At 68.4% G+C, this 11,988-nt stretch carries 11 protein-coding genes; 4 read left to right on the forward strand and 7 right to left on the reverse strand.

What is annotated here, in order from left to right; all coding sequences use genetic code 11:
• Positions 1-181: 181 nt before the first annotated feature.
• The 3 genes from AC1VXD_RS18785 to AC1VXD_RS18795 form a co-directional block, all read right to left on the reverse strand.
• Positions 182-592, reverse strand: a complete 411-nt coding sequence (locus tag AC1VXD_RS18785) for a hypothetical protein (RefSeq protein WP_482993327.1) — start codon at positions 590-592, stop codon at positions 182-184.
• 149 nt (positions 593-741) lie between these two features.
• Positions 742-1,083: a hypothetical protein gene (locus AC1VXD_RS18790; protein ID WP_116864087.1), complete on the reverse strand. Its 342-nt coding sequence runs from the start codon at positions 1,081-1,083 to the stop codon at positions 742-744.
• Positions 1,084-1,205: 122 nt separating this feature from the next.
• Positions 1,206-2,381 (reverse strand): thiolase family protein, encoded by a 1,176-nt coding sequence (locus AC1VXD_RS18795; RefSeq protein ID WP_482993328.1) that lies wholly within the window; start codon positions 2,379-2,381, stop codon positions 1,206-1,208.
• A gap of 182 nt (positions 2,382-2,563) precedes the next feature.
• Between AC1VXD_RS18795 and AC1VXD_RS18800 the strand changes: the two genes are divergently transcribed.
• The gene (locus tag AC1VXD_RS18800) at positions 2,564-5,416 is read left to right on the forward strand and encodes a S8 family serine peptidase (RefSeq protein ID WP_482993329.1); all 2,853 of its coding nucleotides are present in this window, start codon (positions 2,564-2,566) and stop codon (positions 5,414-5,416) included.
• 61 nt (positions 5,417-5,477) lie between these two features.
• Here AC1VXD_RS18800 and AC1VXD_RS18805 read toward each other — a convergent pair whose 3' ends face one another.
• Complete coding sequence (locus tag AC1VXD_RS18805) at positions 5,478-6,575, reverse strand: Glu/Leu/Phe/Val dehydrogenase dimerization domain-containing protein (protein WP_079222727.1); 1,098 nt, start codon at positions 6,573-6,575, stop codon at positions 5,478-5,480.
• Between the two features lie 274 nt (positions 6,576-6,849).
• Here AC1VXD_RS18805 and AC1VXD_RS18810 point away from each other — a divergent pair, with 274 nt between their 5' ends.
• The gene (locus AC1VXD_RS18810; RefSeq protein ID WP_482993330.1) at positions 6,850-7,929 is read left to right on the forward strand and encodes an HDOD domain-containing protein; all 1,080 of its coding nucleotides are present in this window, start codon (positions 6,850-6,852) and stop codon (positions 7,927-7,929) included.
• A gap of 3 nt (positions 7,930-7,932) precedes the next feature.
• Here AC1VXD_RS18810 and AC1VXD_RS18815 read toward each other — a convergent pair whose 3' ends face one another.
• From AC1VXD_RS18815 to AC1VXD_RS18825, 3 genes are all read right to left on the reverse strand, one after another.
• On the reverse strand, positions 7,933-9,501 hold the full coding sequence (locus AC1VXD_RS18815) for a phospholipase D family protein (RefSeq protein WP_482993331.1): 1,569 nt from the start codon (positions 9,499-9,501) through the stop codon (positions 7,933-7,935).
• A 62-nt stretch (positions 9,502-9,563) separates the two neighbouring features.
• Positions 9,564-10,262, reverse strand: a complete 699-nt coding sequence (locus tag AC1VXD_RS18820) for an RNA pseudouridine synthase (protein WP_482993332.1) — start codon at positions 10,260-10,262, stop codon at positions 9,564-9,566.
• 47 nt (positions 10,263-10,309) lie between these two features.
• Positions 10,310-10,810 carry a M48 metallopeptidase family protein gene (locus tag AC1VXD_RS18825; RefSeq protein ID WP_108769568.1) on the reverse strand — a complete coding sequence of 167 codons (501 nt, stop codon included), beginning with the start codon at positions 10,808-10,810 and terminating at the stop codon, positions 10,310-10,312.
• 62 nt (positions 10,811-10,872) lie between these two features.
• On the opposite strand from AC1VXD_RS18825, the gene AC1VXD_RS18830 reads away from it, so the two are divergent.
• Both AC1VXD_RS18830 and AC1VXD_RS18835 read left to right on the forward strand, forming a co-directional pair.
• Positions 10,873-11,430, forward strand: a complete 558-nt coding sequence (locus AC1VXD_RS18830; RefSeq protein WP_333629436.1) for a DUF2058 domain-containing protein — start codon at positions 10,873-10,875, stop codon at positions 11,428-11,430.
• Positions 11,431-11,536: 106 nt separating this feature from the next.
• On the forward strand, positions 11,537-11,803 hold the full coding sequence (locus AC1VXD_RS18835; protein WP_108770729.1) for a DksA/TraR family C4-type zinc finger protein: 267 nt from the start codon (positions 11,537-11,539) through the stop codon (positions 11,801-11,803).
• Positions 11,804-11,988 lie beyond the last annotated feature (185 nt).

Here is an 11,988-nt window from a genome sequence, read left to right on the forward strand (position 1 = left end):
AAAGGGGGCTGATGGCGTGGCGGGCCCCGCCCCGCGCGACCCGCGGGGGGGGGGGGGGGGGGCGGGGGCGGGGGGGGGGTTGGGGTAGATGGGGGGGGGGGGGGGCGCACACCCCCCCCCCCCCCCGCCCGGGGGGGGGGGGGGGCGGGGGGGGCCCCCGGCGGGCCCGCGCAGCGGTGGATCAGTGCTTGGCTTCTTCCTTGGCGGCGTTGGCCTTGGCGTCGGCGGCGACGTCGCGGGCCTTGTCGGCGACCTTCTGCGCGGCGGTCGCGGTGGCGTCGCTGGCGTGGGCGGCGGCATCGGTGGCGGCGGCCTTGGCCTGGTCGGCGGCGTTGGCGGTCGCGTCGGCGGCATTGTCCAGCGCCTGCTGGGTGTCGGCGGCGGCGTGCTCGGAGGCTTCGGCGGTCCTGTCGGCGGCTTCGCGGGTGGCGGCGGCGGCCTTGTCCACGGCTTCGCGGGCGGCGGCGCCAGCGCTGTCAGCGGCCTGTGCAGCGTCCTGCTTGGCCTGTTCGGCTTCCGGACCCTTGCAGGCGGCCAGGACCAGCAGCAGGGAGGCGGCCAGCAGGGTGGTGGTCAGCGGACGGATCTTCATGGCGGTCTCCAGTGCTGGAATGGATGGGGACGCCAGCCTATTCATGCCGTCGTGAAGGCCCGGTGGTGGTGCCGCGGCAAACCTTCAGGCAAAGAAAAAGCCGCTGGCGAACCAGCGGCTTTTCCAGAACAGCGTGAAGAAAGAAGTTATTACTTCTTGGCTTCTTCAGCAGCGTCCTTGGCCTGCTCGGCGGTGCCTTCGGCAGCCTTGGCAGCGTCCTTGGCCTGCTCAGCAGCAGCGTCGGTAGCAGCAGCGCCGGTCTGGGCAGCAGCGTCGGTCGCAGCGTCGGCAGCGGTGGCGGCGGTGTCAGCGGCCTGCTGGGCAGCGTCGGCGGTCTGGGTGCCAGCAGCGGCGGCCTGGTCGGCAGCAGCCTGGGCTTCGGTGGCGGCTTCGTTGGCCGAAGCAGCGGCGTCCTGGGCAGCTTCCTGCTTCGAGCAGGCGGCCAGGGCCAGGGCCAGGGACATAGCGACCAGCAGCTTGTTGATGCTCATTGTGTGAATCCTCGTCGTTGAATTAGGCAACGCGCAACTGCGCGCCGACAACATGATGACAAGCCACGTTTGGCTGTCAAGCGATCCCGCATTCATTTTTGCGAAATCAGCGTTAATCCCTTTTAGATCAATTCGATGGCGATGGCCGTCGCTTCGCCGCCACCAATGCACAGCGTGGCAATGCCGCGCTTGCCGCCGTGCGTGCGCAAGGCGTTGACCAGGGTGACCACCAGACGCGCACCGGACGCACCGATCGGATGGCCCAGTGCGCAGGCACCGCCATTCACGTTGATCTTCGCATGCGGGATGCCCAGTTCACGCATCGGCGCCATGGCGACGACGGCGAAGGCTTCGTTGATCTCGAACAGGTCCACCTGGTCCAGGGTCCAGCCGGTCTTCTGCAGCAGGCTGTGGATCGCGCCGATCGGGGCGGTGGTGAACCACTCCGGTTCCTGCGAATGGGTGGCGTGGCCGACGATGCGGGCCAGCGGGGTGATGCCGCGCGCAGTGGCATCTTCCTCGGTCAGCAGGACCACCGCAGCGGCGCCGTCGGAGATGCTGGACGAGCTGGCGGCGGTGACGCTGCCGTCCTTCTTGAATGCGGGGCGCAGGGTCGGGATCTTGCCGATGTCCGAACGGCCAGGTTGCTCGTCGGTGGCGAACTCGACTTCACCCTTGCGGGTGGCGACCTTCACCGCGACGATCTCGTCGGCGAATGCGCCATTGGCCTGCGCGGCCTGGGCACGGCGCACCGATTCGATGGCGTAGGCGTCCTGCTCCTCGCGGGTGAACTGGTACTTGTCCACCGCGCATTCGGCGAACTCGCCCATGGCCTTGCCGTCGTAGGCGTTGACCAGGCCATCGTGGGCCATGTGGTCCACCGCCTGGAAGTTGCCGAAGCGGTTGCCGGTGCGCGAGTTGGGCAGCATGTGCGGGGCGTTGGACATCGATTCCATGCCGCCGGCGACCACGACCGTGGCCGAACCGGCCTTGATCAGGTCATGGCCGAGCATGATGGTCTTCATGCCCGAGCCGCACACCTTGTTCAGCGTGGTGGCACCGGCCGACAGCGGGATGCCTGCGGCGATGGCGGCCTGGCGGGCCGGCGCCTGCCCGAGGTTGGCCGGCAGCACGCAGCCCATCAGGACCTCGGAGACGTCGCTGGCCGGAACCCCGGACTGTTCAAGGGCAGCGGCGATGGCGGCCGCGCCGAGGGTCGGGGTGGGCACGCCGTTGAACTGGCCGAGGAAGGAGCCGATGGCGGTGCGCTTGGCGGCGGCGATGACGATGTTGGACATGGCAATCTCGTTGATGCGTGAGCAATGTTCGGAAAGGAGACGGCGGCTGTTGGATGCAGCGCTGTTTCCCGGCAGACTGCGTGGGGGTCGGCCCAAGTATAGAGGGTCGGCGATGGCTGCCGCCGGGCAGTCCTTGATGCCTGCAGGGAACTTGGCAGGCCAACGTTCATGGGAAGGAATCGATGGAACGCAAGACGATGGCACGGTCGGCCCTGGGATCGGCACTGGTGGTTGCATTGACGGCATGTGGCGGCGGAGGCGGCGGCAGCAACGTGCGCATCGATCCCCCACCGACCACGCCGCCGCCCACGACGCCTCCCCCGACTCCTCCGACCACGCCCACCCAGCCGGCCGAACCGGCGATCAACGCGCACCTGTCCATCACCAAGGCCGACGCAGCGCGCAGCGCGGGGCTGGATGGCAGCGGCGTGCGTATCGGCATCGTCGATTCGGGCGTGCAGCGCAACCATCCCACCCTGGCCGGGCGGGTGCTGGCCAACTACAGCTACGTGGATCCGCGCAGCAACAACCTCAACAACGATGACGTGGTCGGCCACGGCACGGCGGTGGCCGAACTGGCGGCGGGCAAGGCCTTCGGGTCGTGGCCGGGAGGCATCGCGCCGAACGCGCAGATCGTCTCCGCACGGATCATTTCCGACACGCGCCCCACCGACGACGGGTCGGGCAACGGCAACGAGGTCGATGGCGCGCTTGGCCTGGCGGGGGTCCACCAGGACCTGATCAACCAGGGCGTGAAGATCATGAACAACTCATGGGGCGGGCTGTACTGGACCAATGCTGCGGCCACCGCCCCGATCGCGGCCGAGTACCGCCCCTTCATCATCGGCAACAACGGCCTGGTGGTGTTCGCCACCGGCAATGAATCCAAGGCCAACCCGTCGGACATGGCGGCGCTGCCCAGCCAGGCCGGCCCGAACAATTCGCGCCCGGCCGCCGACCTGGAGCGTGGCTGGCTGGCGGTCACCGCGGTCGACTCCGCCGACCCCAGCAAGCTGGCAGGGTATGCGAATGCCTGCGGCGTGGCGGCCAGCTACTGCCTCGCGGCGCCCGGTGCGGCGATCTTCGTCAATCCGAATTACCCGACCGGCTCCACCCTGCTGTGGAACTACGGCACCTCGTTTGCGGCGCCGCTGGTGTCCGGTGCGGCGGCCGTGGTCTGGCAGAAATATCCGTACTTCAGCAACGACCTGGTGCGGCAGACCCTGCTCGGCACCGCCACCGACCTCGGCGCGCCCGGCGTGGACAGCACCTTCGGCTATGGCCTGCTGAACATCGCCAAGGCCATCAACGGGCCGGCGAAGTTCGACTGGGGCAATGCCGTGGTCAACGTCTCGCAGACCGGCCTGGATTCGGTCTGGAGCAACGACATCAGCGGCAGCGGTGGCCTGGTCAAGCAGGGCGTCGGCGCGCTGGGGCTGTCGGGCACCAATACCTACACTGGCGAAACCCGCATCGAACAGGGCACGCTGGCGTTGCGCGATGGCGCGTCGATCACCTCCAACGTGGTCGTGGTGCCGCAGACCGGCGTGCCCGAGGGCGCCGCACTGCAGTTCATGAACGGCACCAGCCGGATCCGCGGCAATGTCGACAACGGCGCCACCATCATCCTGCGCAACGCCAATACCAGCGCCACCATCGAGGGCAACTACCTGCATCGTGCCGGCGCGCGGCTGAGCATTTCGCTGGGTTCCAACCCACTGGAGATCACCGGCACGGCCACCCTGCAGGGCGGTGACGTGCACGTCGCCAGCATCGTCAGCGGCTACGTGGCTGCCGATGGCCGCACCCAGACCGTGCTGCATGCCGGCCAGGGCGTCACCGGCCGCTTCGACGCGGTCAGCAACAGCCTGCCGCAGGGCACCCTGCTGCAGAGTTCGTTGACCTACGGCAGCGACAACGTGGTGCTGGTCACTGACCGCGTCAACGTCACCCAGGCCGCCAGCGTGGCGCGCGCCTCCAACGCCGCGCTGGCCTCGGCGCTGCGGGTGGAATCAGCGTTCGAACGCCTCGATCTCGGCGCCGGTTCGGCCTCCTTCGCCGATGGCGCGGCCGCGCTGCAGCGGGTGGAAGGCAACCAGGCCCTGCAGGCCAGTCTGGACAGCCTGTCCGGCAAGGCGCATGCGCTGGCCGCTGCGGCCACGTTCGACAGCATCGACCTGGGCCGCCGTGCATTGTCGGCCCGCTTCGGCCAGGTCCAGGCCGCTCCGCGGCTGGGCGGCGCCTGGCAGAACGCTCTGGGCGATGCCGGCCAGGGCAGCTTCTCGGCCAGCGGCACCGACAGCCGCGGCTGGATGATGGGCCAGGACGTGGCGATGGGCGGCAACGGCGTGCTCGGCTTCGCCTTTGGCGAACTGCGCAGCTACAGCAACAGCAGCTGGGGCGGCGACCGCGGGCGTGACCGGCAGTCGCAGGCGCAGCTGTACGCGGGCTGGAGCAGCGGTGGTGCCTACGCGCTGGGTCAGGTGGGCGCTGGCCAGTTCACCCGCCAGATCGATCGCCAGCTGCTGCTGGGAGCCGGCCAGTACGTCGTCAATGCGCGCTACGGCGGCAGCTTCAGCATGGCCAGCGTGGAGACCGGTTACCGCTTCGGTTCGGCGCAGGCAGCGCTGACCCCTTACGTGGGCGCCGATTACGCGCGGGTCGACAACGATCGCTTCAGCGAACAGGGCGGGTTGGGCTTCGGCCTGCGCACGCAGGGCGGTATCAGCAGGCGCAGCCAGGCTTTGGCCGGTGTGCGCGCCGAGCGTGAGTGGCGCGGCTGGTCGCTGCGCGGTTATGCCGAGTGGCAGCAGCTGCTGTCCAGCCAGGGCCAGGATGCGGACGCCAGCTTCGTCGGCGTCGACGCATGGGCACCGATGGCCGGCCTGCAGCCGACGCGTTCCGGTGGCCTGTTCGGCGTATCGGTGGAATCGTGGTTGAGCCGCAACGCGCGGCTGGGCTTCGGCTACGACCAGCGCTTCGGTCCGCGTGGGGATCTGCGCCAGGTGGCGCTGCGTTACAGCGCCGCTTTCTGATCGGGAAAAGCAGGGAGTGCCGGCCGCTGGCCGGCATCCCCTGTGTCCGTTCGCGGGCGGATCAACCGCCGCGCAGGTTGCCCAGGCGCGGTGTGCTGCGGCCGAGCGGCATCTTCAGCTTGCCGATGGACAGGATGCGCGCTTCGGCGATGCGGTCGGCCGCACGCTGCGGCGCGATGTTCTCACGCTGGGACAGCTCGAAGATGCGCGTGAGGTTGTGGTAGATGCTGCGGATCAGGCGCATCGCGCGTTCGCGGTTGTAGCCGTCGATCTCCAGCGACACGTTCATCACGCCACCGGCGTTGACCGCATAGTCGGGCGCGTAGAGGATGCCGCGCGCATGCAGTTCATCCCCGATCTCCAGGCTGGACAGCTGGTTGTTGGCGGTGCCGCAGATGATCTTGGCCTTGATGCGCGGCAGGGTGTCGGCGTTGATCGCGCTTTCCAGCGCGCACGGTGCGAACACGTCTGCGTTGACCTCGTGGATCTCGTCCGGCTTGACCGCCTCGGCACCGAAATCGCTGACCGCACGATCGACCAGGCTGCTGTCCAGGTCGGTCACGTACAGCTTGGCGCCGCGGTCGCGCAGCAGCTTGACCAGCTCCATGCCGATATGGCCCAGGCCCTGCACGGCGATGCTGGTCTTGCCCACTTCCTCGTGGCCGAACTTGAAGCGCAGCGACGCCATCAGCGCCTGCAGCGCGCCATAGGCGGTGAACGGGGCCGGGTCGCCGGAGCCACCGTGGACCTGGTGCACGCCGGTCACGAACTGGCTTTCCAGATAGATGTTTTCCATGTCGTTGACGTCGGTGCCGACGTCCTCGGCGGTGATGTAGCGACCGCCCAGCGAATCGACGTAGCGGCCGAAGGCGCGGAACAGCACTTCGGTCTTGTCCACCTTCGGGTCACCGATGATGACCGCCTTGCCGCCGCCTACATTGAGCCCGGCCAGTGCATTCTTGTAGGTCATCGTCCGGCTCAGCCGCAGCACGTCGGCCAGCGCCTCGTCGGTGCTGGCGTAGGGGCGCATGCGCACGCCGCCCAGGGCCGGGCCCAGGGTGGTGTTATGGATGGCGATGATCGCCTTCAGGCCGGCATCCTGGTTGTGGCAGAACACAACCTGTTCGTGGCCGGTGGTGGCGAGGGTTTCGAATAGCATGGCGTCTCCGATGGCGCGATCAGCGGCTAACTGCAGCGAACTGCCAATGAACGGTAGGGTCCCAAAACAAAAAAAGCGACGTCGTCATGGCTAGAGGACGGGTCGCGCGGCGTCATTCTAGTCCATTCCCCCGACATCTGCCGTGCAGATCCAAGCGGTCCGGGTTAAAGAAGATGAAAGTGCGGCCGATGCACCGTCGACGGCAGGTGGCCGTTGTGAAGAACGCGCAGGGGCAGTCAGTGGCAGCAGCAGTGCAACGACAGGGCCGATCCGGATGAGGCCGGCCTGGTGGCAAACGCTGGTGGGATGGGTGTCCCGGCTGTCCGGCACGGCCCCGGTGCGCCTGGCGACGGCACCGCGGCAGGCCGTGGCCGCCGCTGCAGCCAGCCTGCAGGGCGAGGCGCTGCCGCCGGCGGAGATCGCCGCGCACCTGCAGCGTGGCCTGCATGCACTGGCGCTGTACCCGCATCTGGCAGGCGAGCCGGCCACGCCCGGCCCGTCCGCCCTGGCCGACGTGGTGGACCGCGCGCTGCAGGACCGTGACTGGGCGACCCGGCAGCTGCCGCGGCGCCCGCAGCTGCTGCCGCAGCTGATCCAGACCGTCAATGACGAGGTGGCCTCGGCACGGGTGATGGCCGCGATCATCGGCCAGGACCCGGTGCTGACCGGCAACCTGCTCCGCATCGCCAACAGCCCGGCCTACAAGGTGTACGAGCGTCCGGTGGACAGCCTGCAGCGGGCGGTGACCCTGGTCGGCACCGAAGGCGTGCGGCAGATCATCAGTGCCGTGCTGGTGCAGCCGGTCATGCAGGTGCAGTGCGAGGTGTTCCCGCAGTTCAGCGCGATCAACTGGGAGCACGCGCTGCTGGCCTCGCGCGCGGCGGCGGATCATGCGCGCACGGTCACCTTCGGCGATGCCTTCGCCGCGCAGTGGCTCGGCCTGGTGCAGGGATTGGGCGCAGCGCTGGTGATGCGCCAGTTGCTGCAGGAAGCACAGGCACGCAACGAGACGGTGGCGCCGACGCTGGCCCTGGACCTGCTGGAGCGCTGGTCGCTGCCGCTGGCCCAGCGCGTGGCGGCAGCCTGGGACCTGCCCGAACCGGTGCATCAGGCGCTGGCCGCCGATGCCGAAGGTCCGCTGGCCGACAGCCTGCGCCTGGGCAGCGCGGCTGCGGCCGCCAGCCTGCTGTGTCGCCACGGTCACGGTACGCAGGCGCGCATGCTGGCATTGCTGGAGCAGCTGCCCGCAGCGCCGCCGCACGCCCTGCGCTGGATCTGGCGGCGCCTGCACGGGCGCAACGTGGAAACCCTGGATGAAACCATGCACGACGCCCACGGCGAGGGCGGCGCGTGAGCGCTACAGCTGCGATTCCACCGGCAGCCAGCCGATCACCCGCGACAGGATTCTCTGGCGCGGCGTGGATTCCGGCTCGGCGTCGGCCCAGCGTGGTGGGGGTGCACGCTCCAACCAGCGAAGCTCGTCGTCGGGGCCAAGTGCAAGCCACCAGCTGTGCTGGGGATCGGCCAGCCGCAGGTACTCCTCCCCTAATTTCCTGCCCAGCACAGGGTCATCGAACAGCACGCCCATCTCCGTGTTGAGGTACGCCGAGCGCGGGTCCAGGTTGAACGAGCCAACGAAACCACGGCGATCATCTATGACAAAGGCCTTCGTGTGCAGGCTGGCGCCACTGCTGCCAAAGACCCCGCCGTTGCCTGACTGGCCCTGGGCCTTCAGCTCGTAGAGCTGCACGCCTGCTTTCAGCAGCGGGATGCGGTAACCGCGATAGCCGCCGTGGACAGCAGCGACGTCATTGGCGGCCAGTGAATTGGTAACCACACCAACCTGCACGCCGCGCCAGCTCATGGTCGAAAAGCCGTCCAGCCCCTCGTTGCCGGGCACGAAGTACGGGGAGATGAGCAGGGCTTTGGTGCGCGCCGACTGCAGCTGCTTCACCAAGGTACTGACCAGCCATTGCGAACGGTCATCCCGCTTGTGCTTCAGCGGGGGGTCGGACATGACGCTGACGTTGCTGCTCCAGTGCAATGCTGTCAGGTAAGGGCGGCGCGCTTCCCGCAGGCCCTTTCCGCGCTCCAGGTAGGGACGGGCGGCATCGCGACCCGCTTCGTGCCGGATCTGGCGCACCAGCAGGCGCAGTTGCGCGTCGGTCTGGAACGCCATGGCTGCTACCGGAATCGCAGCCTCGCTGTTCCAGTAATCGTCAAAGATCCGGCTGGCATCGGTCACGACCGGGCCTGCCACAAGCAGATCCAGATCCTGGAAGTTCACATCCGTGCGCGCGCTGAAATACTCTTCGCCGATATTGCGTCCGCCGATGATCGCGACCCGGCCGTCGGCAATCCAGCTCTTGTTGTGCATGCGGTGGTTGACGCTGAAGAAGCGCTGCACCATCTCGACCATGCGCAGCAGCCCGCTGCGGTTTCTAAACGGGTTGTACAGGCGGATCTCAATGTTCGGATGGCGGTCAAGGGCCAGCATCAGCCCATCCTTGTCGCGCCCGTTCATGTCATCCAGCAGCAGGCGTACCCGCACGCCGCGTTCGGCCGCGTCATACAGGGCCTTGGCCATCAGATGACCCATCAGATCGTCGTGCCAGATGTAGTACTGCAGGTCGAGGCTGCGCCCGGCCTGCCCGGTGATCAGCGCACGGGCCGCGTAGGCGTCCATGCCATCGCCGAGGAAGGCGACGCCTGACTTGCCTGGATGTGTCCGCTGCTGCGGGCCGAGCACTTGGTCGATCGCGGTCTGCGAAGGCTGCACGGGCAGGGCATGGCTGGCCGGTCCGCGCGCCTGAGGCGTCAGGTAGTCTGCCAGCAGCAGGCCGGACAGCACCAGCAGCACCAGTAGTGCGACGAGGATGGTTGCGCACCGTAGTGCGCGTCGCCACAAGGGCCGGTGTGTTTTCATCCTTGCATGCTAGAGGATGGGCGTCATGCTGGAATGACGCCGCGCAAGCGGGGCGCGCAGGCTCAGAACCGCTCGTCGCTGCCCAGGTAACGCCACTGCGCCGGCGGCAGCGGCCCCAACGCCACGCGGCCGATGCGCAGGCGGCGAACCGCAGCCACCTGCAGCCCGGCGTTGCCAACCGCCGTGCGCAGGCCCTTGGCGGTCAGGCCCTTGCCGGCAAAGCGCAGGCGCTGCTCGTTCTGCCAGCTGACCTTGGCGCCACCGGATTCGTGCTGCAGCCGTGCCATCAGCCACGGCCCGCGCTCGGGCCCTCCCTCGGCCACTTCCACCAGGTATTCCTGTTCGGTCCGGCCCAGGTTGCGCTGCAGGTGGGCGAGGGTGGCCGGGTCCTGGCTGACCACCACCAGGCCGCTGTCGGCCGCCGGCAGCGATGCCGCCAGCTGCAGCCCATGGAAATGACGCTGCAGCGGACGGATGTCGCTGGCATCGAGCTCGCTGCGGGTAGCGCTGCTCACCATTGCGCAAAGCGCCTCGGCGGCAACGCCGGCGGGCTTGTGCAGCAGCATGGTGACCCGCTCGGCCTTGGTGTCTTCGGCCTGTTCGGCCATCACGACCACCGCGCTGTCATCGACCGGGCGCTGTGGCTGTTCGACCACCTCGCCATTGACCGTGACCCAGCCGCCTTCGATGTAGCGGCGCGCCTCGCCGCGCGGGATGCCGAGCAGGGCGGCCAGGTGTTTGTCGAGGCGGGTCGGTTCCATGGCGGGCAGGTCGGTCTGGGGGGGCGCAGTGTAGCTGCTGCGGGCGGTCAGCGCTGGCTGCGGTTGGCCAGCTCGGTCAGGTACAGGCGGGTATCGAATTCCAGCTGCAGGTACTCCGGCTCCATGTGCTGGCACAGCTGGTAGAAGGCCTTGTTGTGGTCGGCCTCCTTCAGGTGGGCCAGTTCATGTACCACGATCATGCGCAGGAAGGCTGCCGGCGCCTGGCGGAACACGGTGGCGATGCGGATCTCGCGGCTGGCCTTGAGGCGGCCACCGTGCACGCGGGAAATGGCGGTGTGGGTGCCCAATGCATGCTTGATGACTTCCAGCGTGTTGTCGTAGCAGACCTTGTTGAGCGGGACCGATTTGCGCAGGTAACGGTCCTTCAGGTCCTGCGTGTAGTCGTACAGCTGGCGGTCGCTGCGTACCTCGTGCGGGTCGGGGTAGCGCTGCTGCAGCCAGGGGCCGAGCTTGCCCTGGGCCAGCAGTTCGCTGACCTGGGCGACCAGGGGTTCGGGATAGCCGGTGAGGTACTTCAGGACAGCCATGCAGGGGCGGCGGGGCGTCGGTAGAATGGGGCATCCAAGATTACACGCGGTACGCAACGACCATGGCAAAGCCCAACGCGCTGCAGGAACAATTGCTCAAGGCCGGCCTGGCCAAGAAGTCGCAGGCCAGCGCCGCCGCGAGCGCGCAGGCCAAGGCCCGCCAGGGCAAGGCGGAATCGACCTCGGCCGAGGTCCAGCGCGAAGCTGAACGCGCCCGCGCCGAGAAGGTCGAGCGTGACCGTGCGCTGGCCGCCGAGCGCAATGCGCAGGCCAAGCTGGCTGAACAGAAGGCGCAGGCGAAGCAGATCATCACCGCCCATGCCGTGCCCCACAAGGGCGATGACGAATACCGCTTCAGCGACGGCGCGGCGATCCGCACCCTGCTGATCGACCCCAAGCTGCGCAAGGCGCTGTCGGTGGGCGTGCTGGTGATCGTCGCCCAGAGCGAGGGTTATGCGCTGCTGCCGCGTGCCGCCGCCGAGAAGGTGCGTGAGCGCGCCCCGGAAGCAATCATCGTCGACCACGGCCAGCCGGGCTCGACCGCCGAGATCTCCACCGGCAACGCCGAGGACGACGCGTACTACGCCCAGTTCCAGGTTCCTGACGACCTCGTCTGGTAAGGCGCGGCTGAACCGGCTGCGGCGATCGCCGGGCCGGGCCCGGCGCTGCCGTTTGCTGCGGGGTGTATCGTCCCCATATCAGGCGACACACCTGCGGAGGAGAGCCATGGCCACCGGATGGGCGGGAGACGGCGCGGTACAGGACCAGATCGACGCCACCGTCGACGATGCGATCGCCCGCGCGCGGCGCCAGCTGCGGCAGGGCCCGGGTCTGGAACACTGCGAGGAATGCGACGCGCCGATCCCGTTGGCGCGGCGCGAGGCCGTGCCCGGCGTACGGTTGTGCGTGGCCTGCCAGCAGGCGCTGGACGACGATGAGCAGGCGCATGCGGGCTACAACCGGCGCGGCAGCAAGGACAGCCAGCTGAGGTGAAGAGGGTTTTTTATTGCAGGGCTGCGCCCTGCACCCGCTCAATGCAACGGCAACGTCAAAAGCCGAAGCGGCATTCCGTGGGATGGCGGGGCACTGTGGGTTTGCGGGGACGCCGTAAACCCATCCATGGGGGCTTGGTCGCCGCTTGCTCGTGTGCGCTGTCCTGCGCACACGGCAAGACCGGG

This window comes from Stenotrophomonas sp. STEN054 (assembly GCF_056854535.1).

Bases quoted from the DNA above. Each gene is read 5' to 3' on its own strand.
- AC1VXD_RS18820 (WP_482993332.1), bottom strand. From the start codon at position 10,262: ATGGAACCGACCCGCCTCGACAAACACCTGGCCGCCCTGCTCGGCATC.
- AC1VXD_RS18830 (WP_333629436.1), top strand. From the start codon at position 10,873: ATGGCAAAGCCCAACGCGCTGCAGGAACAATTGCTCAAGGCCGGCCTG.
- AC1VXD_RS18825 (WP_108769568.1), bottom strand. From the start codon at position 10,810: ATGGCTGTCCTGAAGTACCTCACCGGCTATCCCGAACCCCTGGTCGCC.
- AC1VXD_RS18800 (WP_482993329.1), top strand. From the start codon at position 2,564: ATGGAACGCAAGACGATGGCACGGTCGGCCCTGGGATCGGCACTGGTG.
- AC1VXD_RS18815 (WP_482993331.1), bottom strand. From the start codon at position 9,501: ATGAAAACACACCGGCCCTTGTGGCGACGCGCACTACGGTGCGCAACC.
- AC1VXD_RS18810 (WP_482993330.1), top strand. From the start codon at position 6,850: ATGAGGCCGGCCTGGTGGCAAACGCTGGTGGGATGGGTGTCCCGGCTG.
- AC1VXD_RS18835 (WP_108770729.1), top strand. From the start codon at position 11,537: ATGGCCACCGGATGGGCGGGAGACGGCGCGGTACAGGACCAGATCGAC.
- AC1VXD_RS18795 (WP_482993328.1), bottom strand. From the start codon at position 2,381: ATGTCCAACATCGTCATCGCCGCCGCCAAGCGCACCGCCATCGGCTCC.
- AC1VXD_RS18785 (WP_482993327.1), bottom strand. From the start codon at position 592: ATGAAGATCCGTCCGCTGACCACCACCCTGCTGGCCGCCTCCCTGCTG.
- AC1VXD_RS18805 (WP_079222727.1), bottom strand. From the start codon at position 6,575: ATGCTATTCGAAACCCTCGCCACCACCGGCCACGAACAGGTTGTGTTC.
- AC1VXD_RS18790 (WP_116864087.1), bottom strand. From the start codon at position 1,083: ATGAGCATCAACAAGCTGCTGGTCGCTATGTCCCTGGCCCTGGCCCTG.